At 52.2% G+C, this 21,586-nt stretch carries 19 protein-coding genes; 11 read left to right on the forward strand and 8 right to left on the reverse strand.

The features are described 5' to 3' along the window. Positions 1 to 83 precede the first annotated feature (83 nt). From OEW58_09435 to OEW58_09460, 6 genes are all read left to right on the forward strand, one after another. Positions 84 to 1,355 (forward strand): insulinase family protein, encoded by a 1,272-nt coding sequence (locus tag OEW58_09435; protein MDH5301570.1) that lies wholly within the window; start codon positions 84 to 86, stop codon positions 1,353 to 1,355. Further along, the gene (locus OEW58_09440; GenBank protein ID MDH5301571.1) at positions 1,345 to 2,646 is read left to right on the forward strand and encodes an insulinase family protein; all 1,302 of its coding nucleotides are present in this window, start codon (positions 1,345 to 1,347) and stop codon (positions 2,644 to 2,646) included. The genes OEW58_09435 and OEW58_09440 overlap by 11 nt, the downstream gene beginning before the upstream one ends. Positions 2,647 to 2,739: 93 nt before the next feature. Continuing rightward, positions 2,740 to 3,534, forward strand: coding sequence for an alpha/beta hydrolase (locus tag OEW58_09445; GenBank protein ID MDH5301572.1), 795 nt, complete (start codon positions 2,740 to 2,742; stop codon positions 3,532 to 3,534). 1 nt (position 3,535) lies between these two features. Further along, positions 3,536 to 3,775: a hypothetical protein gene (locus OEW58_09450; protein MDH5301573.1), complete on the forward strand. Its 240-nt coding sequence runs from the start codon at positions 3,536 to 3,538 to the stop codon at positions 3,773 to 3,775. A 3-nt stretch (positions 3,776 to 3,778) separates the two neighbouring features. Beyond that, a complete protein-coding gene (rsmD, locus tag OEW58_09455; protein MDH5301574.1) occupies positions 3,779 to 4,357 on the forward strand; it encodes a 16S rRNA (guanine(966)-N(2))-methyltransferase RsmD in 579 nt (192 codons plus the stop codon). 60 nt (positions 4,358 to 4,417) lie between these two features. Further along, positions 4,418 to 5,692 carry a hypothetical protein gene (locus OEW58_09460; protein MDH5301575.1) on the forward strand — a complete coding sequence of 425 codons (1,275 nt, stop codon included), beginning with the start codon at positions 4,418 to 4,420 and terminating at the stop codon, positions 5,690 to 5,692. Here the strand turns inward: OEW58_09460 and OEW58_09465 are convergent. From OEW58_09465 to OEW58_09480, 4 genes are all read right to left on the reverse strand, one after another. Further along, on the reverse strand, positions 5,689 to 6,888 hold the full coding sequence (locus OEW58_09465; GenBank protein MDH5301576.1) for a DUF5610 domain-containing protein: 1,200 nt from the start codon (positions 6,886 to 6,888) through the stop codon (positions 5,689 to 5,691). The two genes, OEW58_09460 and OEW58_09465, sit on opposite strands and share 4 nt — an antisense overlap. Positions 6,889 to 7,002: 114 nt before the next feature. Next, on the reverse strand, positions 7,003 to 7,890 hold the full coding sequence (locus tag OEW58_09470) for an NAD(P)-dependent oxidoreductase (GenBank protein MDH5301577.1): 888 nt from the start codon (positions 7,888 to 7,890) through the stop codon (positions 7,003 to 7,005). Positions 7,891 to 7,918: 28 nt separating this feature from the next. Then, positions 7,919 to 10,660 carry an EAL domain-containing protein gene (locus OEW58_09475; protein ID MDH5301578.1) on the reverse strand — a complete coding sequence of 914 codons (2,742 nt, stop codon included), beginning with the start codon at positions 10,658 to 10,660 and terminating at the stop codon, positions 7,919 to 7,921. Continuing rightward, positions 10,650 to 11,612 carry an ABC transporter substrate-binding protein gene (locus OEW58_09480; protein MDH5301579.1) on the reverse strand — a complete coding sequence of 321 codons (963 nt, stop codon included), beginning with the start codon at positions 11,610 to 11,612 and terminating at the stop codon, positions 10,650 to 10,652. The genes OEW58_09475 and OEW58_09480 overlap by 11 nt, the downstream gene beginning before the upstream one ends. Here OEW58_09480 and OEW58_09485 point away from each other — a divergent pair. Then, positions 11,611 to 11,763: a hypothetical protein gene (locus tag OEW58_09485; GenBank protein ID MDH5301580.1), complete on the forward strand. Its 153-nt coding sequence runs from the start codon at positions 11,611 to 11,613 to the stop codon at positions 11,761 to 11,763. The genes OEW58_09480 and OEW58_09485 overlap by 2 nt on opposite strands. A 70-nt stretch (positions 11,764 to 11,833) precedes the next feature. Here the strand turns inward: OEW58_09485 and OEW58_09490 are convergent, their stop codons facing one another. Further along, the gene (locus OEW58_09490) at positions 11,834 to 12,328 is read right to left on the reverse strand and encodes a hypothetical protein (GenBank protein MDH5301581.1); all 495 of its coding nucleotides are present in this window, start codon (positions 12,326 to 12,328) and stop codon (positions 11,834 to 11,836) included. 130 nt (positions 12,329 to 12,458) lie between these two features. Then, positions 12,459 to 13,328: a carboxylating nicotinate-nucleotide diphosphorylase gene (nadC, locus tag OEW58_09495; GenBank protein MDH5301582.1), complete on the reverse strand. Its 870-nt coding sequence runs from the start codon at positions 13,326 to 13,328 to the stop codon at positions 12,459 to 12,461. 120 nt (positions 13,329 to 13,448) lie between these two features. Between nadC and OEW58_09500 the strand changes: the two genes are divergently transcribed. The 3 genes from OEW58_09500 to OEW58_09510 are packed head-to-tail and all read left to right on the forward strand — an operon-like array spanning position 13,449 to position 16,501. Further along, on the forward strand, positions 13,449 to 14,258 hold the full coding sequence (locus OEW58_09500) for an ankyrin repeat domain-containing protein (protein MDH5301583.1): 810 nt from the start codon (positions 13,449 to 13,451) through the stop codon (positions 14,256 to 14,258). Between the two features lie 49 nt (positions 14,259 to 14,307). Continuing rightward, positions 14,308 to 15,015, forward strand: a complete 708-nt coding sequence (locus OEW58_09505; GenBank protein ID MDH5301584.1) for a 1-acyl-sn-glycerol-3-phosphate acyltransferase — start codon at positions 14,308 to 14,310, stop codon at positions 15,013 to 15,015. Continuing rightward, positions 15,008 to 16,501: an FMN-binding glutamate synthase family protein gene (locus OEW58_09510; protein ID MDH5301585.1), complete on the forward strand. Its 1,494-nt coding sequence runs from the start codon at positions 15,008 to 15,010 to the stop codon at positions 16,499 to 16,501. Before OEW58_09505 ends, OEW58_09510 begins: the two co-directional genes overlap by 8 nt. Here OEW58_09510 and OEW58_09515 read toward each other — a convergent pair whose 3' ends face one another. Both OEW58_09515 and OEW58_09520 read right to left on the reverse strand, forming a co-directional pair. Further along, complete coding sequence (locus OEW58_09515) at positions 16,502 to 17,914, reverse strand: ATP-binding protein (GenBank protein ID MDH5301586.1); 1,413 nt, start codon at positions 17,912 to 17,914, stop codon at positions 16,502 to 16,504. It abuts the gene before it with no gap. Between the two features lie 9 nt (positions 17,915 to 17,923). Beyond that, positions 17,924 to 18,586 carry a response regulator transcription factor gene (locus OEW58_09520; GenBank protein ID MDH5301587.1) on the reverse strand — a complete coding sequence of 221 codons (663 nt, stop codon included), beginning with the start codon at positions 18,584 to 18,586 and terminating at the stop codon, positions 17,924 to 17,926. A gap of 182 nt (positions 18,587 to 18,768) precedes the next feature. Here OEW58_09520 and clpB point away from each other — a divergent pair, with 182 nt between their 5' ends. Then, positions 18,769 to 21,372: an ATP-dependent chaperone ClpB gene (gene clpB, locus OEW58_09525; protein MDH5301588.1), complete on the forward strand. Its 2,604-nt coding sequence runs from the start codon at positions 18,769 to 18,771 to the stop codon at positions 21,370 to 21,372. Positions 21,373 to 21,586: the final 214 nt, after the last annotated feature.

Genomic DNA, 21,586 nt, shown 5'->3' on the forward strand with positions numbered 1-21,586 from the left:
TGTCGGCATCCGAGGTTAGACCCTTGCCTGCGACCCCACACGCGGCCAATGCCAAAGTGTTTGAACATACGCTGAAAAACGGTATGAAAATCATCGTCAAAGAGGATCATCGTGCGCCGGTAATGGTGTCCCAGGTTTGGTACAAGGTGGGTTCGAGCTACGAGGACAACGGGACCACCGGTCTGTCGCATGTGCTTGAGCACATGATGTTCAAGGGGACCAAAAAACATGGTCCCAACGAGTTTTCGCGCATCATCGCCGAAAATGGCGGCCGGGAAAATGCGTTTACCGGTCGGGATTACACCGCTTATTTTCAGACCATGGAGAAGCGCCGTCTGCCAGTCAGTCTGGAACTGGAGTCTGACCGCATGAGCAATCTGGTGTTGCTCGAAGAGGAATTCAAAAAAGAAGTTCAGGTGGTGATGGAAGAGCGGCGCATGCGCACCGAAGATAATCCGCAATCCATGACGTATGAACAATTCAGTGCGATTGCCTACATCAACAATCCATATCATCACCCGGTGATTGGCTGGATGAACGATCTGGAAAACATGCAGCTCGACGACTTGGCGCATTGGTACAAACGCTGGTACGTGCCAAACAATGCTACGTTGGTGGTGGCCGGTGACGTCAATGCCGGTGAAGTGTTTGCCTTGGCGGAAAAATATTTTGGCAGCATTCCCGCAGGTAAAGTGCCCAAACTCAAACCGCGCAAGGAAATCGAGCAGAAAGGCGAGCGCCGCATCGTGGTCAAAGCGCCCGCACAGTTGCCTTTCCTGATTCTGGGTTACAAGGTGCCATCGATCAAAGATGCGTCACAGCCGTGGGAACCGTACGCACTGGAAGTGATGGCGGCCGTTCTGGACGGTGGCAACAGTGCACGCCTTTCGCGCGATCTGGTGCGTGGTTCTGAAGTCGCAGCTGAGGTCGGTGTGGGGTATGACTCCGTGTCGCCGCACGAAGAATTGTTCATGTTCAGCGGCACGCCCAATCAGGGCAAACAAGTGGCCGATCTGGAGCAGGCGATACAGCAGCAACTGGGCAAGCTGAAAAAAGATCTGGTGACCCAGGCGGAACTGGACCGAGTGAAAGCCCAGGTTGTTGCCGGCAAAGTCTACGAACAGGATTCGACATTTTATCAGGCGATGACCATTGGCATGCTGGAAACCACCGGTTTTGGTTGGCCGCTGGTAGAACAATATCTGGACAACATCAAGGCGGTAACGCCAGAGCAGGTTAGAGAAGTGGCAAGAAAATATTTTATTGATGACAACCTCACCGTGGCCGTTCTGGATCCGCAGCCTTTAGACCAAAAACGCCCGGTAAAATCAGGAGGCGGCCGTCATGCAAATTAAGATTTTTACACTGCTGATGCTGTTTGCCACTGCGGTAGTGGCGTCACCGGAAATCAAACAATGGGAAACCAGCAATGGCGCCCGAGTGTATTACGTTTATGCGCCAGAGCTTCCCATGGTAGATATCAATGTCACGTTTGATGCGGGCAGCGCGCGTGATGGTGGCAAAGGTGGTCTGGCGTTGATGACCAACGGCATGTTGGGCGAAGGCGCAGCAGGGATGGATTCGGACCAGATCGCGGAAAAATTTGAGAGCGTGGGTGCGCAGTTTTCCAACAGTTCTTTGCGTGATATGTCAGTGTTTAGTTTGCGCACGCTGACAGATGATGCGTGGATGAAAACGGCGGCGGATACGTTTGCCAAAGTGATCAATCAGCCTTCGTTTCCCAAGGATGCATTTGAGCGCGAACGCAAGCGACTGCTGGTGTCCATTGAGCAGAAAAAACAATCACCAGAAGCCATCAGTGAAGATGCTTTTTATGCTGCCGTGTATGGAAAGCACCCATACGCTTCGCCCAGTGGTGGCACGGAAGTCAGCGTAAAGGCGCTGGAGGTTGAAGATCTCAAGGCGTTCTATCAGCGTTACTATGTTGGTAAAAATGTTGTGGTAGCGATTGTTGGTTCGATTGATCGCAATCGTGCCGCGGCATTGGCGGATCAGGTGGTGGGCAAGCTGCCGGCTGGTGCACCAGCCGAAGCCTTGCGCGAAGTCAAACCGCTGGATGCGGCAGTGAAAGAGCAGATTGATTTCCCCTCGTCACAGACTCACATCATGCTGGGCTTGCCGGGAATTAGTCGTGATGACCCGGATTATTTTCCATTGTTCGTCGGCAATCACATCCTAGGTGGTAGTGGTCTAGTGTCGCGTATTAGCGACGAAATTCGTGAAAAACGTGGTTTGTCCTACAGCGCGTACTCTTATTTTGCGCCTATGCGTGCCGCTGGTCCGTTTGTGATGGGGCTGCAGACCCGCAATGAGCAGGCGGAGGAAGCCTTGAAGGTCATGCATCAAACCCTCAGTGACTTTATTGCCAAAGGCCCCAGTCAGGCGGAATTGGTCGCGGCACAAAAAAATCTGGTGGGAGGCTTTGCATTGCGTATCGATAGTAATGGTAAAATCGTCGGTAATTTGGCTTCCATCGGTTTTTACAACCTGCCATTGGATTATTTGGACACCTACATAGGCAAAGTTGAGGCCGTGACGGTGTCGCAGATTCGCGATGCGTTTGCGCGCAGGGTTAATCCGGACAAAATGGTAACGGTGATGGTGGGAAGCAAAGCCGCAAAATAACGGCGAGTATTTGCCACGATTGCGGACGGGGTCGTATGACTCCGTTCGTTTTTTGTGGTGACGGATAACGAAAGGCAATGCAGGGAATTTGACGTGATCATCGAAGAGATTGAATCGCTGACCAGCACAGACACGCTGGAACATCGTGACATCAATTACAACAAGCATCAGCAGCTTGATTTGTTTTTACCAACGCGCAAGAACGACCAGCCGGTTGCGGCTGCCCTGCTGATGCATGGTGGTGGCTGGAGTAGCGGTCAACGGCAAAACATGGAAGGTATGGCGCGCTGGTTGGCGCATCACGGAGTGCTGGTCGCCAACATCAGTTATTCGCTGGCCCCCGAGCATAAATGGCCGACGCAAATGATTGATGCCGCGCAAGCGGTGTGGTGGCTCAAAAAAAATGCAGAGCACTTGAATATCGATTCGCAAAAAATTGTGGCTATCGGTGTATCTGCCGGCGGTCACCTGGCGGCAATGTTGGGACAAATGAATTTCACCGACGTGTACTCTGGCGAAGATAGCTCTGTTGCCGCGTTGATCTCCATTTGGGGGCCGTGGAATTTGATGATCACTCAGACTGAACAGCAGAATAACGCGGTAAAAACACTGTTGCGACGCGACAACGAAAAAAATCGTGCCGAAGCCTCGCCGCTGTTTCGTATTCGCCGCAGTTCTGCGCCAGCGCTGTTGATTTATGGTGAGCTGGACGACCAAGTTCCTTTTGATCAGGCAGAAAAAGTGTTGTCCAGTTATCACGATCTGGCCGATGCCGAATGCACGCTGGTCAGCTTTCCTGAGTTGGGCCATGAGTGGCCTGAAGATGACGAGCGGATGTTCGCGCCGATCAAGGCATTCTTGCAGCGTCAGTCGATGATGGCAGATTGATATGCAGGAAGTGAATTTGCTGATTACAGTTGCCGGGGTGATGTTCCTGGTGCTGTTTTTTACCTTGCGTTTTTTTGTTCGCCGCGCCAAAGCCAAGGGTGAGGACACCATGGTGGCAGCGCGCAATGGGTTGTTTGTGGCGCTGATTTTGTTCGCGGCTTTTGTTGTCTTGTATGAAGATGCCAAGGCAGATGTGGAGATTGTTCCCCTGACCAATTGTTGTTTTCTGTTGCTGCAATAATTGATGAAAAGTAAAAAGCCTCGCGTATCCAATCAGCTTCGAATCATTGCAGGGCAGTGGCGCGGACGGAAGTTGAACTTCCCTGATGGAGAGGGGCTGCGTCCGACCATTGATCGAGTGCGCGAAACGTTGTTCAATTGGTTGCGTGGAGATGTGGCTGGTGCGCGCTGTTTGGATTTGTTCAGCGGCAGTGGTGCGTTGGGTTTGGAGGCATTGTCTCACGGCGCAGCACAATGCACGTTTGTGGAAAAAAATTCGGTCGCAGTCGCTTCGCTGAAGGCCAATCTGGCACTGCTCAAATGTGATGTCGGTAGCGTCGTGGCCCAGGATGCGTTTGAATTTCTGGCGCGCCAATCACGGCCGTTTGATTTGATTTTTCTTGACCCCCCTTTTGGTCAGTCGTTGTTGCAACGCAGCATTGACGAGATCGCGCAGCGTCAATTGCTGTCGCCGACCGGACTGATTTACCTGGAATCGGAGCTGGATCTAACCGCGTTGACGTTACCCGTCAACTGGGAACTGGTGCGTCATAAAAAAGCCGGACAATCTCATTACGGTCTGTTATCAACGACCCAGTGTTAGACAAATACGCTGGCGCGTTTCATACTCAATGGCATTCGATACAACGGATTGAGGTGTCGCATGACGTGTTACCGAAGCTTGCTGTTGTCGCTGTTGATGCTGGTGATCTTGTTGCCTTCATTGTCCCATGCCAAGGTTGAACGACGTAAGGATCAGTTCGGCAAGGATTTCGGGTACTACGTCTATCCCATTGCCGGTGAAATTCCCGGTCTGGGTGTTGCCAACGGTGCTGGCGCCAGTGTGCTGAACATGGGCGGCACGGACGCGGATATCACCGGTTATTATCTGGAAGGTGATTTCGAGGCCAAGGGTGTTGCCCTGCTGGATCTGCAATGGATTCCGCGAAGGCTGATTTTTGACGTAGCGTATAACGGTTATTTCGTTGCTCCTATTTCCTATCAGCGTGGCCTGGACTCTGATCCTGATCAATATATTCAGCCGAAGGCAGAAGGTCAGTATTTGCTGGGGCAGGTGACGCTCTCATTTTATCAGCGGCGATATGAAGCATTTTTACGGGCGCTTGGTGGCAAGGAGCGATTGCACGCCATTCTGGATGCTGATGGTAATGCATTTGCCGATGTTGATAGCAGTTGGAATCACTCTAGTGCTTATTTCATCGGTGGCTCGGTGGATTGGACCGATGACCGGCTTGATCCGCGCGAAGGTCTGCGACTGGAAACCAGTTTTAAACTGCCTGAAGAAGAATCATCACGTAACACGGAATTCATGGTGGCAGATGTGAATTACACACACTTTGTGCCCATGCGCCAATGGGATACGTTGGTGTTTAATCTGTATGGTTCGCATGCGCTGGTGACCCGTAAAGGCGAAACCGATAAGGCAGCGGTGCAAGCTGAATTCAACCTGGGATGTGATGCATTGTCTGTTGGTCCTGAACAAGATGCGTGTTTGTCTGCCGAGCGGACGCGTGTGCAGCAGATTATGGCACATCGACGCTATGGCACTGCCTCACCACTGGGTGGGACGCAGCGTTTGCGCTCATTCAACAATTACCGTTTTTATGCGTCCAAGACTCTTTTTTACGGTGCAGAATATCGCTGGAATCTGACCAACGAAAATACACCGTTTGATATTTTTATTGCCAAAGGAATACGTACCGGCATTCAGTTGGCGGCGTTCTGGGAGCGTGGTTCAGTGTCGGATGGATATCGCGAATTGCTGGATCGTGGTGTAGAGAGTTACGGTCTGGGTTTTCGTGTGGTGCTGTCAGGCGTGGTGATTCGCTTTGACATGGCCAACGGCAGCGAGGGAGCGCAATCCCAATTATTCATCACCTACCCGTGGAGTATGTTCTCGGTAGACAATCCCGGTTAACCCGCGTTTTGATGACTGTTAATGTGCGGCTGTAGTGAGTTGATTAGCCCCGTGGTAATTTCCTCGAGCAGTTTGCCGCTGCGTTGCTGCAGTTGTTCTGCCAGTGATTGCTGTTGATCATTTGCGCGGAACAGATCAATGAACAGTTTTTCAAAGCTGTCATTGGCGTTGACGGCGAACAGTGGACTGCGTTGCATGTCGCCCAGTGCCTGGGCGAAATCACGGACGAACTGTCCGAAGGGCGATCCGGGTTTGGCCAGTTGCTGTTTGGCTAAATCATCACTGTTGCCAATTTGCTGATAGGCTCGCGTTGCGCGATGATAGCTGACATCTTTCATTCGCAAGCTGAAGCTGGCCAGCTCGCTGGTGTCAAAGCCCATGTTGCGCGCAATGCCGATGGCGGCCTGAGTATCATTGGTAAAAAAACGTTCTGACGCCTGGTGAACCTGATTGACCAGTTTGTCGATGGCAGCCAGCTCCTGCTCGTCCAATTGTCCTTCAGTCGCGTACTCAAATTTTATCGACGCGCCATGCTGTGTTGTTTGCATCGCATCATTGATTTGTTCTGAATGCTGGCGCTGCATGACGTGCAGTGTAACCATATCGCCATCCTGGGTTGTTATTTTCAGACTGATGCGTTGATGGTTCTCGTTGATGACGGCGGGCTCGGGATCGGAAACTTCCGCCGACTGAAATAGCGATTCGCCGGTGGTGATGCGTTGATGGAATTGATCCAGGCCGCGCTGGATCAGTTCGTAGGTTTGTTCGGCATTGGCTTCAATGTCGTTTTGATAGATGCCAAGGTTGCTGAGAATGTCTTTGGCTTCGTTGAATCCGCGTTCCACACCTTGTCTTGCTGCGCGCAAACGTGCGTGTGCTGCCTCGGTGTCTCCGCCCAATGAGCTTAGTGCGTTGCCGACAAAGCTGAGAATGCGATCGGCGACGTTTTCTGGCGCAAATTGTTCTTCATCTAACTCGGCAAATTCGGTATCGCCGCCGACGGCATTTTGCAGCGCAAGTAGAATTTGTTCGTTGAGCAAGCGGCGAGGGTTTTGTTGTGCGAGCTCTGCTCTGTCGTCACTAGTGGTGTCGTGCGCAGCTTTTGCTGTCTCAGGATGCAGCATTTTCTTGAGATTAGCCGTAGCAGGATTGCGGTTTTTATCGAGTGCGCCTGGGATATTGGGTTTGATTTGCATCGGCCGTGTCCTGTGGCAACCAATGATGTCCCTTGCATATCGTCCGGGCGCTGCCGTTGTTTAAACAATGAGCAGTGAATGTGGGCTGGATCACACGAAATTTGTATGGCTGAATCAGTCGGAAATGTCGACTCCGGATAATTCTTCTAACAAAACGCAAATGGCAGAAGAGTCGATCTCGCCATCGCGATGCGCCAAGGCGTTGAGATATTGGGCACTGAGGGCGGTGCCAGGCAGCGCGATACCCAATTCTGCGGCAGTTTGTTGCACGATGTTCATATCTTTGCGATGTAGACTGGCTTTAAATCCGGGGGCAAAGTGATGATCGAGCATGCGTTGGCCGTGAACTTCAAGAATGCGACTGCCAGCGAATCCACCGAGCAAGGCTTTGCGCACCCGAATGGGATCAACGCCGGCAGCACGGGCAAGGATAAATGCTTCGGCAATGGCGCTCATGGTTTGCGCGACGATGGTTTGATTGCATGCCTTGGCGATTTGTCCTGCGCCATGATCACCGACGTGTACAACGTTATTGCCCAGCACATTCAGTAGTGTCGATGCGCGCTGGAAGATGTCTGGTTTTCCGCCGACCATGATGGATAATGTGCCATTTATCGCGCCCTGTGGGCCACCCGAGATGGGGGCATCGAGCATGTGAATGTGTGCCTTGGCCAGTTGATGGGCAATTTCACGGGTGGCGCGCGGCGAAATGGTACTCATGTCGATGATCACGCTGTCGGCGTGGGCACCGTGAATTAATCCTTTTTCGCCAAGGATAATTTGCTCTACGCTTTGGTCATCGGTGACGCAGATAAACACAACGTCGCAGACATCGGCCAGCTCTGCGGGCGTGCGATGCGGAATGGCGCCTGCCTCCAGCAGGGGTGGCAGCGAGACTTGTCGCCGTGCGTATACGTGCACGTCATAGCCAGCCTTGATCAAATTGTAGGTCATGGGAGACCCCATCAGGCCGAGTCCAATAAATCCGATAGTTTGCGACATCTGTGCTCCGGTACGGCGAAGGGTGGGCTTAGGCGGGAATCAACTCTGCAGATGCAATGACATCCCGCCAAGGTTGCGGACGATGTATACCATAGCCTTGCACATAGTCAACGCCGAGTTTGCATAACTCCAGCGCAATAGCTTCGGTTTCGACGAACTCGGCAATGGTGCGAATGCCCATGACGTGGCCGATTTGAACAATGGACTTAACCATGGCGTGGTCCACCGGGTCACGCAAAATATTGCAAATGAAACTGCCATCAATTTTTAAATAATCAACGGGCAGATTTTTTAGATAAGAGTAAGAGCTTAGGCCGCTGCCAAAGTCATCCAGTGCGAATTGGCAGCCCATCAGGCGTAATTCTTCGATAAGCTGACTGGCGTTGCTGAGGTTGGCGATGGTGGCTGTTTCTGTGATTTCAAAGCACACCCGGTTCGGAGTGATTTTGCTTCGTTTGAATTCGTTAATGATAAAACTAAGAATCGTTTCGTCGTTGATCGATTTGCCTGACAAATTGATGTTGAAAGTGTCGGAGGTGGTGGGATTTTGCGAAATTAAGTCAAATGCATGGCTGATAACCCATTTGTCGATTTGTGGCATGAAGTTGTAGTGTTCAGCAGCAGGAATGAATGTGCTGGGGGAGATGAATTTTTGCTCGTCTTGCAGTCGCAGCAGAACTTCGAAGTGCGCAGGTGCGTTGAGGTCTTGCACCGGGAGTACCTTTTGGAGAAATAGACGGAGCTGTTGATTGTCCATGGCGCGCTTGATGCGATGCAGCCATTCCATGTCGCCACTGCGTTGTTGCAGCTCATGACTGTCACGTGTGTGCACTACAATGCGGTTGCGGCCTTTGTCTTTGGCGATATAGCAGGCCGAGTCTGCGGCAATCATGAGTTGTTCGACGCTGCCGATGTCTGGTGTGATTTGCACTAGGCCCATGCTGCTGCCTATTTCAAAGACTTTGCCATTCCAGCTAAAACGGTGCGTCCGAATTTTGTGTTGTAATTGCGATGCGGCTTCGACCGCTTCACCGATGTCTCGCTGGTGGAATAAAATGCCAAATTCATCGCCGCCCAGGCGGGCGAAAATATCTTGTGGGCCAAGACTCTGCTTGAGTGCGTTACTGATTTGTTTGAGCAGTTCATCCCCCGCCATATGGCCACAGGTGTCATTGACCAGTTTGAATTGATCCAGGTCGAGGTAGCACAGAACATCAGTCTGTAGTGATGTCGGTGATTTTAATGCGAGTCTCAGGCTGCGCTCAAACTCGCGGCGATTGAGCAAGCCGGTTAATTCGTCGTGGCGGGCCTGATGGCTGAGCATTTCTGCCAGTTTTTGTTCTTTGGTGATGTCGCGAAATACAATGACACTCCCCATGACAATACCGTCGCGATTGCGAATGGGGGCGGCAGAAATGCGGACGACAAATTCCTTTCCCTGATGTTGTCTGAGGACGTAGCTTGCATGGGTTTCACTGGAGGTTTCTATGCCCGGTGGCTGAGTGGAGAAAGCATCGCTGCGACCGGACACCTTTTTGACCAGATGCAGAATTTTTTTCAGCGGTTTCTTTTTGGCCTGGGACAATGACCAGCCACATAAGTTTTCGGCCACCGGATTCATGTGCTCAATCAGATTGTGTACGTCAGTGGTGATAACACCATCAGCGATGGAGTTGAGCGTGACTTCTGCCAGCTCTTTTTCGCGAAAGATATCATCCTTGGCCAGCTCGTGTGTCAGGTTATGTAGCCGGTCGCGCTGCAATGACAGTTGGATGGAGCGCATCAGGATCAATGCAATGATAATGATAAATGCAATGCTGGTCAGGCTGAGGTCGCTCAACAGAAGTTGTCGCTCCATGATGAGAGTAAAAGGCTGTTTGATTTGCTGCAAATTTAATGTGGCATTGAAGGTGATATGCAGCGGAAGGTTGGTCAAGTCATTGGCGTGAGGCAAATGTTCAAAAACAACATTACTACCAGTCTGGGTTGTTTTGTTGTAGACCAGTTTGATCTGTGTGCTGGGGGTGCCCATCATTTCCTTGATGGCTTCCAGTAATTTGTTGGTCGCCATGCCGACGGCGTAGATGCCAGCAACTTGTTCGCTGCGTTGTTGTTCGCTGTCAGGAGTGATAGTGCCTTTGTAGACAGCTTTGAACAGGTACAGTTGTTTTTCACCAAGCAGTTGTACTGGCATGGAGGCTTCGGTTTTGCTGCTGTGAATGGCGGTGTCGATGCTGTCAGCGGTGATGGTGAGCGAACTCATATCCAGGCCGAGAATGCCCGCAGACTCAGGGCGTAGTGGGCGTAGATATGTAACAGGGTAATAGACTGGGCGTTTGCTGGCGGTGATAAACCGAAGATCGGTTTTGTCTTTGATGCTGAAGTTGGCGTAACCGTTGTCTATCATTTCCGATTCAAAGTTGGCGCGCTGTGATTCGGTGATCTTTGGTAAAAATATGACGGAGGTGACGTGTGGATAGCTGGCCTGCATTTCACGGGTAAAAGTTGACAGATCGTTGTTTTCTGCTCCGTGGTGGGTATGGTGCCAGCCAGTTAGTGCGGTAATTAGCGAGTTGCCTGAATCCAATTGGTGTAATAGCTGGACGAAGGCAGTGTCGGTCTTAGCGAGGAAGCGCTTTTCGGCGTTACTGATGTCAAATCGAATTACTACCCAAATCAACAGTAACGTAAACAGCAGGCAGAAAGCTGCCGATGTTGCCAGGCGGACGCGATAGGTTCGGTGAAAGTCGCGACGCAGGTTATTTTGCATAGAATGCTTTTTCCTGAATGATTATGTACTCAGGGATCGTGATCACCAGTTGGCTTGGCAGTGAGTGATTGATGATGTCCCAGTCCTGGTTGGGAATAACGGGAATGTCTTGGGGGGGCACGTCATTAAGGATGGCGATGGTGCAACGGGCTGCCCACTCGCCTTGTTCCTCGGGGAGTTTGTGCATGCTCATGCTGGCGAGATTGATCATACAGTCATAAACCGCGATGCTGAATTTGTTGCCATGCTGCATGACGGTCTGAAGGGCTTTTTGTTCGTCCCAATCATTGATGCCGGACTCTGTACTCAGAATGATGAAGTCGGCGTGTTGCGCCTGCTGATAATAGCTTTGCCACTGCGCCATGTTGTTTGTCAGACGCACGGTAAGTTGTAAGTTGTTTTGTTGGGCGATGAGTGAGAATTGTGGGTGGATTTTGTGTTCAGTCAGGGTGTTTGCCGCCAAATAAAACCCCGATCGAGCTGACGGGATGATTTCGCGAATTTTGTGGAAAATTTCGGTTGTCGGTGCAACTTCTATCATGCCGGTGATGTTATTTTTCGGGTAGTCATATTCTCGGCTGGACCAGTTGATGCCGCAAAAAATGACTGGAATGGAGCTGTTTTGCAGATGCGGTACGATCAGGTATTTGGAGGCGGCATCATCGGCCGCAATGATGATATCCGGCTGCCAGTGGTCAATGAACTTTTTAATTTTTAACGCAGTTGCCTGGGTGATTTTTTCATCTTTTTGGCGTTTGGTGTTCATGTTGAACTGGTGAATTTCACAATGCCCACGGAGTGTTTTCCGCAGACCTTTTTCTATGCCGTCGGACCAGGGGTAGCCAGGATGATAAGAGGATACGAACAAACATCGTGCAGCTTCGCTGGGAATCGCGTACAGCCATGCGAAAAGGAAGAGTACAACGACAAAATGTCGGCGATGTTCGCGCATGTTGTCACCTCAGGCGGTATTGAATGAAGGATACGATGCAGATGACGCAGTGGCCGGCATGCTATTTTCGGCCTCAAGCCAGTTTGTTGCTCGCTCCATCGACGACCAGATTTACTGTAACGATAATGCGTTTGTTTATCAATGCCCTTGAGCGCAATGACGAGCTGTTATCGCAGAAGAGAGGATGGATGTTTATTCGCTGTTATAGTGGCGGCGGTTTATTAAATGGATTTGGTCTGAGTGAATTTTTTAAAAAAATATGCGAGTTGTCTTTTTTTTGCGACTAGCCGGCCTTTGTTTTCCGGGGTGGTGCTGCAGAATTGTTTTAGTTCAATGGCCGTGTCTTTGATCGAGTCGCGAAGTTCATCCAGGGTGAGTGTATTGATCTGTCCCGTTTTGTTTTCCAGTTCGATGAGTTGAACATGACTGGTCAGAGTGTTCAGGCGATGATTGAGGGCGAGTGCAACGGTTTCCAGCGCGGCTTTTTTCTCATCGCGTGTGCGTATCTCGCAACGTTGACATTGGGCGCGGTCGATTTTGCGGTAAAGTGCACTGCAAGCAATAATGGTGCAAAGGCAGGTCAAAATGACAGTGATCCACTGAATTTTCCAAGATGGCAGACCCACGCCAAAGATCAGGTCTTTAGTGATTTCTAATGTCAGCATGAGCGCAAAGATAATGCTGCTTACGATGATGATAATAGCGGTGGGATGCATGACTAGTTTCCTCGGGTACGACTGTGGACGAAGTACATGTCCAGGAAGACTTATCGAGCCCGAAAGCAAAATATGTAGGGTTGCGAGAGAAAAAACGAGAGAATAACCTACTGCATTTGTTGTGTTTTTATTACATGTTTTTGACAACAAGTTTGAAAACCGGACGAAACCGCATGGACAGATCAATGGCTTTGATATCTTTGGTCAGACCGCCGATGGAAATGAAATCGACGCCGGTCTCGGCGATGCCGCGAATGGTTTGCAGATTGACGTTGCCTGAGGCTTCCAGCTTGGCCTGGCCTTGGTTGATGGCGACGGCCTGACGCAACAGGTCGTTATCCATGTTGTCCAGCAAAACGATGTCGACCTGAGCATCCAGCGCCTGGCGCAGTTCATCCAGGTTTTCCACTTCGACCTCAATGAATAAATCGGTGCCCAGGTCTCGGGCGGTATTGACCGCATTGGCAATGGAGCCGGCGGCCATGATGTGGTTTTCCTTGATCAGGATGCCGTCGTACAGACCGTGGCGATGATTTTGGCCGCCGCCGCAGGTGACGGCGTATTTTTGCGCATCACGCAGGCCGGGAATGGTTTTGCGGGTATCCAGAATGGTCACGCCAGTGCCTTCGACCAGATCCACATAGCGACGAACACAGGTAGCGGTGGCTGACAGCGTCTGCAGGAAATTCAGTGCGGTGCGTTCGCCGGTCAGCAGGGAGCGGGCGTTGCCAGTGAGGGTGCACAGCAGGGTATTGGCCGCGACCGACTGGCCGTCCTCAACCTGCCATTGTACTTCCACGTCCGGGTCCAACTGGGCAAACACCTCGTCAAACCAGGCCGTGCCGGCGATGACTGCGGGTTCACGGCAGATGACCGTGGCGCGGGCTTCGTTTTCCTCGGGGATCAACAGTGCGGTGACGTCGCCGTCGCCAATGTCCTCTTCCAGAGCGGCTTCAACGATGACGGGCAGGGAGTCTGGCAGTGAACTCAACGGGGCGATCCTCGGGCTATGAATCAAATGATGCGTATTCTAGCGGGTTTTTACTGCGGATGCAGGCGCTTAAGACGGGGCGGACACAGGTCGTTATTAGTGCAGGAGTGCGTTATCCGTGGGAAGGCTATGAATAATTTGTACCGCCGCTGTTTTTTGGGGCTACTGCTGCTGTCGGCGGTGGGGGCAACCTATGCCGATGTTCAGGCGGATTTGATCCGCGCTGCCCGGGAAGGCAGCGTTGAGCGTATCAAATCTGCCTTGATGGCCGGGGCTGATGTCAATGTCGCCAACGCCAATGGCAAAACTGCCCTGATGGGGGCGGCAGCCTATGGCAATCAGAGGGTGGTGGCCTATTTGCTGGCAGAGGGGGCTGACGTCAATATTCTTGATAAAAAAGGCCATTCGGCACTGATGGACGCGGCAATGCGAGGTAGTGCGGTGGTGGTTGATCAATTGTACCGCATGGGCGCGGAACTGAATCTTCAGTCGCAATCGGGGGATTCGGCGCTGATGCTGGCAGTGTTTGGTGGCCATGAACAAGTGGTGACCATGTTGGTCAGCAAGGGCGCGGATGTGCGTTTGGCGCGCAAGGATGGCACCAGTGCGCTGCACTATGCCGCCAGTCTGGGGCACGAGAAAATCGCGCGCCTGTTGATAGGTAATGGCGCGGATGTGAATGCCAAAACCGAAGATGGGATGACGCCGCTGATGAAGGCTGCGTTTACTGGCAAGGAAGCAATGGCTCAGTTGTTGGTGGACCAAGGTGCTGATCTGAAGGCAGAGTCCAAAAATGGTATGACCGCGTTAAAGAGCGCCAAGGCCAATGGCATGGAGGATATGGCGGATTTAATTACTGATCTGATTGATGAAAAAGATCAGGAGGCGAAGGAAGAAGAGCAGAAAAAAGCCGAAGCTGAAAATGCCCAGCCGGGCTAGGCTATGGTGCTATGATTCGCCAAGCGTATTTTTTTTGAGATAAGTTGCCGTGGAATGGTTTGTTGTTTTGTTGGTTTTGCTGGTGATGTTTTGGATGGGGCATCGCTTTTTGCAGCGATGTGATCGCGCCAGTCAAATTGACTGGGGAAATCGATGGCTCAATCGTGTGGATGGATTAAGCCGAATGCTGAGTTATCGCTACCATCGTTTGGAGTGTGATCACATTCCATTGCCAGCGACAGGGCCTGCAGTGTTGGTGGCCAATCATGTTTCTGGTCTGGATCCGCTGCTGTTGATTGCGGCAGTGAATCGACCATTGCGTTTTTTGATTGCGCAAGAAGAATATGAGCGGTTTGGGTTGACGTGGCTGTTTCGTCTGGCGGGTTGTATTCCGGTGGATCGTGAAAAAAATCCCGAGCGGGCAATGCGCCTGGCGCAGGAGGCATTGGTCAAGGGGGAAGTGGTGGCGGTTTTTCCCCACGGAAGTATCCAGTTGCCAGGTGTTCCCGGCAAAAAAATTAAAGGCGGCGCAGTGCGATTGGCGCGCCGGCAACGATGCAACATTTATCCGGCCTACATTGAAGGCATTAAAGGCCACGGTATGACTTTGATGGCGGTGCCGTTGCGAAGTCGGGCGCGGATTCGGGCCTTGCCGGTGATGGATTGCTCGGTGTGTGATTACGAACAAGCGGTAGAGCATCTTAATCAACTGTTGAACACGCCACCGTCAGAGGGAGAGAACATTAGCCATGATTGATATCATTACAAGCACAGGGCCGCTGTTGTTTGCCATTACGGGGTGGTTGGCAGGCATTGTTATGTTTGCGCTGGTGTTGCTGTTTGTGCACGATATTTTTCAGAAAAAGCACGCGGTGCTGCGAAATTTCCCGGTGGTAGGTCATCTTCGCTACTTTCTCGAACGGCAGGGCGAATATTTCCGCCAGTATTTTTTTGCCAACGATCGCGAGGAAATGCCGTTTGATCGGGCAACGCGCAGCTGGATTTATCGAACCGCCAAGGGTTTGGGTGGCATTATCGGTTTTGGCTCAACCCATGACACGCGTGAACCGGGAACGGTTATTTTTATCAGCTCGTCCTATCCCAAGCTGGAAGAGGAATGTACCCCGGCCGTGCCGTTGGTGATCGGTCCGCGTTGTGATTTGCCGTATGCGCCCAAGCATGTGTTCAATATTTCCGCCATGAGTTATGGCGCGTTGTCGGCGCCAGCTATTCGCGCTCTGTCACGCGGCGCGGCAGAAGCCAATGTCTGGCTGAATACCGGTGAAGGTGGGTTGTGCAAATACCATCTGGAAGGTGAATGCGATCTTATTTTTCAGATTGGCACCGCCAAATACGGTGTGCGCGATGAAGATGGCAATTTATCCAATTTGAAATTGCGCGAAGTGGGACAAAAGGTTCGTGCGTTTGAAATTAAAATATCCCAAGGTGCCAAGCCGGGACGGGGTGGTGTGTTGCCGGCGGTGAAGGTGACACCGGATATTGCCGAAGCGCGCGGCATTCCGGTTGGGGTAGTGTCCAGCAGTCCCAATCGGCATCGCGAGATCAGAACGGCTGGTGATTTGCTGGACATGATAGATCGTATTCGCAGTGTCACTGGCCGGCCAGTGGGTTTCAAAATGGTGTACTCCAGTGACGTGTTTGCCCATCAGCTGTTTGAAGAAATTCATCGTCGCGGAGTTCATTCGGCACCGGATTTTATTACCATCGACGGTGGTGATGGAGGTACGGGTGCTGCGCCGCAAGTATTGGCTGATTACGCCGGCTTGCCATTGCGCGAATCATTGCCGATGTTTGTCGATAGCCTGATTCAATACGACTTACGCCAGCATATTCGCGTGATTGCCTCGGGTAAACTGGTGACCTCCGCCAATGCCGCATGGGCCTTGTGCGCGGGGGCGGATTTTGTGGCCTCCGCGCGGGGATTTATGTTTTCGCTGGGTTGTATACAGTCCATGCAGTGTCATCAGGATACATGTCCAACCGGCATCACGACCCACAACAAACGTCTGCAGCGCGGTTTGGTGGTGATGGAAAAATACAAGCGCGTTGCTAATTATGCCCATTGGGTGAATGTTGAAATCGATAAGCTGGCGCATGCCTGTGGTTTGAACAATGGCCGTGAATTTACCCGTGACCACATTCGCTTGGTGTTGGACGCCAATCGCAGCAAAGTGTTTTCGGAATTGTGGCCTTATCCACAACCGATACAGTTTAAACGCTGATTATTCGGCGCTGTTGGTGGGCGGAATTTGCGGGCCCATCGGCATGAAGTTTTCCGCTGATTTGAAATAAACACTGACCAGCAAACCGCCGAGATGCGCTTCGCCCAGTTCGATGCGAGCATCGTGCAGATCGGCAATCCGGCTGACGATCGACAATCCCAATCCCGTGCCTGGTGACTTGGTGCCCAGGCGGCGGAAAAATCGCTGAAACACCCGTTCGCGATCTTCAGCAGGAATGCCGGGGCCGTTGTCGGCAACGCGCAGAATGACCTCGCCAGTGGCTTCGTCCTGATCAACGATGACTTCTACTTCACCACCTTCAGGCGTGTAGCGAATTGCATTGTCGACCAGATTGCGAATCAATACCGCCACTGCATCGGCCGCGCCGTTCAAAAACTTGCCTCGGGTGCCGGTCAGGCCGATTTCAATATGTTTTTCAAACGCCAGCAGCGCTTCGTCGCTGATGATGGTTTCGGCGATGATGAACAAATCAGTGCGGCGAATATTGGTCAGCCCGGTATCCGGGTCGAGTCGCGCCAGAGTTAGCAGTTGTTCCACCATGCGGGTGGCGCGATTGACGCCACGAACTACTTGGCGCAGCGCCTGTTGTTGTTCTTCCGGGTTTTTGGCTTGCAGCGCAACTTCGGCGTGAGTTTTCAGCGCGGCCAGCGGCGTGCGCAATTCGTGCGCAGCATCGGCAGTAAAGCGGCGCTCGCTGTCGAACGCGGTTTTGAGGTGATTAAACAGTTTGTTCATCGACGTGGCCAGTGGTCGCGCAGCGGGTGGGATGGTTTTTTCATCAATCCGGCGCAGATTGCTGGGGCCGCGCTTTTGCATTTCTTCGGTAATGTGCTGCAGCATTTCCGGGCCGCGACCGATGCCCAGCCACAGCATGACAACCAGCAGTGGCAAACTCATCAACAGGGGTATTAAATTGCGCAGCGCGATGGCATTGGTCAGGGTGTCGCGATTGTCACTGGGTTCGCCCAGCAGTACCCGCAAGTGTTCATCGGCGGATTGCAGGGCGTACATGTGCCAGTACTGGCCATTGACGCGGACTTCGCTGAAGCCTTCGGTCGATTTGGTTAGCGCGGTGTAGGGCGCGTTTTGCGAACGCAGCATCAGCTGGTTGCCATCCCGCCAGACCTGGAAGATCAGTTTGTTCTCGTAGGGCAGTTCCTGCTGCAACAGGTTTTGCGCCATGTCGAGTTGTTCCTGTTCGCTGCCGATCTGATCCAGTTTATTCTGGCTGATTGCCAGCAGCGCATGTGCGGACAGGGTGAGTTGGTTGTCCAGCAGCGAGGTGACTTCGCCACGGGTTTCAAAATAACTCAGAACCGCAGTGAACAGCCACAACAGCGCAACAATCGGTAACAACAGAGTGATGAGGCGCTGCCGCAGGTAGGGGGTCAATGTTGCACCCTATTTGGCTTTGTCGATGATGTAGCCGACACCGCGAATGGTGCGAATCAACTCGGCCCCCAGTTTTTTACGCAGGTGATGAATGTGAACTTCAACGGTGTTGCTTTCGACTTCATCGTTCCAGGCGTACAGACCTTCCTCAAGGCGCGAACGCGACATCACTTTGCCCATGTTTTCCAGTAACAGCAGCAAAATGGTGAACTCGCGCGGTGAAATATCCACCGATTTGCCTTCTTTGGTGACGGTGTGCGAAGCCGGGTCCAGGGTGATGCTGTTGTGCTGGATGACGGGCGAAGTCCGGCCGCCGCGACGGCGCAGCAGCGCACGAATCCGCGCGCCCAATTCGTCCAGGTCAAAGGGTTTGGTAATGTAATCGTCGGCACCGCTGTCCAGACCCAGAATGCGGTCTTCGACGGTATCCTGGGCGGTGAGAACGATCACCGGGGTGTCGATGTCGCGGGCGCGCATGCCCTTGAGCACATCCAGGCCGGCTTTTTTGGGCAAGCCCAGATCCAGTACCACTAATTCGTACTCGTTGGTTTTCATCGCGGTTTCCGCAGCCTCGCCATCCTCTACCCAATCGACGGCATAGCCTTCCTGCGTTAATCCAACCTGTATTCCATCACCAAGCAATTGGTCGTCTTCAACGATAAGCAAACGCATACTGCAATGGACTCCTAACCTGATTACCCCGGATCAATCGTGGGGACGCATGTGGGGTTGTATTATTCACCGAATTATCGGCCAATTAAAGCGTTACTTAAAGAAATGGAATGTGGGTGCTTGAAGTTTATGAACCCCATCCCCATCTAGTGTCCAATAGCCAATTTTACCGGAGTACAGCCATGCGAATGGATAAACTGACCAGCAAATTTCAGATGGCCCTGGCGGACGCGCAAAGTCTGGCCGTGGGACGCGACCACCAATTTATAGAGCCTGTGCACTTGATGCGTGCGCTGCTGGATCAGGATGGCGGTACCGTGCCACACCTGTTGACGCAATCCGATGTGAATGTGAATCAGTTGCGCTCGGCGCTGGGTGAAGCACTGGAGCGTTTACCCAAGGTGTCCGGCACCTCGGGCGATGTGCATGTGTCCAATGACTTGGGCAGACTGCTCAATGTCACCGACAAATTGGCCCAGCAGCGCAAGGATGCCTTCATTTCCAGCGAGCTTTTTGTATTGGCCGCACTGGAAGACAAGGGCGCTTTGGGTGAACTGATGCGCAAGGCCGGCGCGGCCAAAGGTTCGCTGGAAAAAACCATCGAAAAAATGCGCGGCGGACAAAGCGTGAATAATGCAGATGCCGAGGAAAATCGTCGCGCCCTGGAAAAATACACCATCGATTTAACCGAGCGCGCAGAACAAGGCAAACTCGACCCGGTGATTGGTCGTGATGATGAAATCCGTCGCACGGTGCAGGTACTGCAGCGCCGTACCAAAAATAATCCGGTACTGATCGGTGAGCCTGGCGTGGGTAAAACCGCCATTGTTGAAGGCTTGGCGCAGCGCATTATCAAGGGCGAAGTACCTGAAGGTCTGAAGAACAAGCGGTTGCTGTCGCTGGACATGGGCTCGCTGATTGCCGGCGCAAAATTCCGTGGCGAATTTGAAGAACGCCTCAAGGCTGTACTCAATGATTTGTCCAAGCAGGAAGGTCAGGTGATTCTGTTTATCGATGAATTGCACACCATGGTTGGCGCGGGCAAGGCAGAAGGCGCGATGGACGCGGGCAATATGCTCAAGCCTGCACTGGCGCGCGGTGAGTTGCACTGCGTGGGCGCGACTACCCTGGACGAATATCGCCAGTACATTGAAAAAGATGCTGCGCTGGAACGTCGCTTCCAGAAAGTGTTGGTCGATGAGCCTTCCGTGGAAGACACCGTGGCGATTCTGCGTGGCTTGAAAGAAAAATACGAAGTTCATCACGGTGTCGACATCACTGACCCGGCGATTGTTGCTGCGGCGACGTTGTCGCATCGCTACATTACCGATCGTCAATTGCCGGACAAGGCGATCGATTTGATTGACGAAGCCGCGTCGCGGATTCGGATGGAAATCGATTCCAAGCCAGAGCAAATGGATAAACTTGATCGTCGCTTGATTCAGTTGAAAATTGAACGCGAAGCGATGAAAAAGGAAACTGATGAAGCCTCGAAAAAACGTCTGGGAAATTTGCAGCAGGAAATCGACGAGTTGAGCAAGCAGTATTCTGATCTGGAAGAAATCTGGAAAGCAGAAAAAATGGCGCTGCAAGGTTCGCAATCCATCAAAGAGGAATTGGATCGTTGCCGCCAGGAACTGGAAACTGCGCATCGCGCAGGCGATTTGGCGCGCATGTCCGAGCTGCAGTACGGTCGTATTCCTGAGTTGGAAAAACGTCTGGCGGCGGCAGATCGTGTCCCGGTAAAAGAAGCGCAACTGCTGCGCAACAAAGTGACCGACGAAGAAATTGCCGAAGTGGTTTCCAAGTGGACAGGCATTCCGGTGACCAAAATGCTCGAAGGCGAGAAAGAAAAACTGCTGCGCATGGAAGACAGTTTGGGCAAGCGTGTCGTTGGTCAGGCCGAGGCGGTGACTGCGGTGGCCAATGCGATACGTCGTTCTCGCGCTGGGTTGTCTGATCCCAATCGTCCCAATGGTTCGTTCCTGTTTCTGGGACCAACCGGCGTGGGTAAAACCGAATTGACCAAGGCGCTGGCGGAATTTTTGTTCGACACCCAGGATGCCATGGTGCGCATCGATATGTCGGAATTTATGGAGAAGCATTCGGTGGCGCGTTTGATCGGCGCACCTCCTGGCTACGTGGGTTATGAAGAAGGTGGCTATCTTACCGAAGCGGTGCGTCGCAAACCTTACTCGGTCATTCTGCTGGACGAAGTGGAGAAAGCACATCCCGATGTGTTCAACGTGTTGCTGCAGGTACTCGATGATGGTCGTCTCACCGATGGTCAAGGTCGTACGGTGGATTTTCGCAACACCGTAGTGGTGATGACATCCAATCTGGGTTCGCAGTTGATTCAGGACATGAGCGGTGAAGAAAATTACAGCGCGATGAAAAATGCGGTGATGGATGTGGTTGGTCAACATTTCCGTCCTGAATTTATCAATCGTGTGGACGATGTGGTGGTGTTCCATCCGCTGGGCCGTGCGCAGATCCATTCCATCGCCAATATTCAGATCGCCTACCTGCGCAAGCGTTTGCAGGATCGCGATATGGATTTGAGTTTGACCGATCAGGCGTTGGATTTTCTTGCCGAAGCAGGCTATGACCCGGTGTATGGTGCACGTCCGCTCAAACGGGCGATTCAGCAAAACATCGAGAATCCATTGGCGCAGGCGATTTTGTCCGGTCAGTTTATGCCGGGTGATGTGATCGAAGTGGTGCGTGGTGAAGTTGCACTGGATTTCAAGGCCGCCAAACGCAGCAAAACATCGGCGACAGCTTAAACAGAACTCCCCCCCCCTTGCGTGGAGTAAATTCTGCAAGCGCCTAAACGATCTCCCGCGCAAGTTGTTTAAAAACGATACTCAAGCGCGGTGCGATAGCTGATGTCGGTGGTTTTAACTTCGAGCGGTGGGCGATTGTCGTGCTTGACCAGTAATTTCAAATTCAAATTGACCTGGTCAGTTAGTTTGACGCTGAGTTGTGCTTCGTGCATGG

It is taken from the genome of Gammaproteobacteria bacterium, from assembly GCA_029884425.1.
Taxonomy (GTDB): Bacteria; Pseudomonadota; Gammaproteobacteria; order S012-40; family S012-40; genus JAOUHV01.

What these genes read in the sequence shown, in the direction of transcription:
- OEW58_09475 (MDH5301578.1), bottom strand. Translation starts at nt 10,660, where the DNA reads ATGCAAAATAACCTGCGTCGCGACTTTCACCGAACCTATCGCGTCCGC.
- OEW58_09470 (MDH5301577.1), bottom strand. Translation starts at nt 7,890, where the DNA reads ATGTCGCAAACTATCGGATTTATTGGACTCGGCCTGATGGGGTCTCCC.
- OEW58_09465 (MDH5301576.1), bottom strand. Translation starts at nt 6,888, where the DNA reads ATGCAAATCAAACCCAATATCCCAGGCGCACTCGATAAAAACCGCAAT.
- OEW58_09490 (MDH5301581.1), bottom strand. Translation starts at nt 12,328, where the DNA reads ATGCATCCCACCGCTATTATCATCATCGTAAGCAGCATTATCTTTGCG.
- OEW58_09440 (MDH5301571.1), top strand. Translation starts at nt 1,345, where the DNA reads ATGCAAATTAAGATTTTTACACTGCTGATGCTGTTTGCCACTGCGGTA.
- OEW58_09485 (MDH5301580.1), top strand. Translation starts at nt 11,611, where the DNA reads ATGTTGTCACCTCAGGCGGTATTGAATGAAGGATACGATGCAGATGAC.
- OEW58_09510 (MDH5301585.1), top strand. Translation starts at nt 15,008, where the DNA reads ATGATTGATATCATTACAAGCACAGGGCCGCTGTTGTTTGCCATTACG.
- OEW58_09520 (MDH5301587.1), bottom strand. Translation starts at nt 18,586, where the DNA reads ATGCGTTTGCTTATCGTTGAAGACGACCAATTGCTTGGTGATGGAATA.
- rsmD (MDH5301574.1), top strand. Translation starts at nt 3,779, where the DNA reads ATGAAAAGTAAAAAGCCTCGCGTATCCAATCAGCTTCGAATCATTGCA.
- OEW58_09460 (MDH5301575.1), top strand. Translation starts at nt 4,418, where the DNA reads ATGACGTGTTACCGAAGCTTGCTGTTGTCGCTGTTGATGCTGGTGATC.
- OEW58_09450 (MDH5301573.1), top strand. Translation starts at nt 3,536, where the DNA reads ATGCAGGAAGTGAATTTGCTGATTACAGTTGCCGGGGTGATGTTCCTG.
- OEW58_09500 (MDH5301583.1), top strand. Translation starts at nt 13,449, where the DNA reads ATGAATAATTTGTACCGCCGCTGTTTTTTGGGGCTACTGCTGCTGTCG.
- OEW58_09480 (MDH5301579.1), bottom strand. Translation starts at nt 11,612, where the DNA reads ATGCGCGAACATCGCCGACATTTTGTCGTTGTACTCTTCCTTTTCGCA.
- clpB (MDH5301588.1), top strand. Translation starts at nt 18,769, where the DNA reads ATGCGAATGGATAAACTGACCAGCAAATTTCAGATGGCCCTGGCGGAC.
- OEW58_09435 (MDH5301570.1), top strand. Translation starts at nt 84, where the DNA reads ATGAAAATCATCGTCAAAGAGGATCATCGTGCGCCGGTAATGGTGTCC.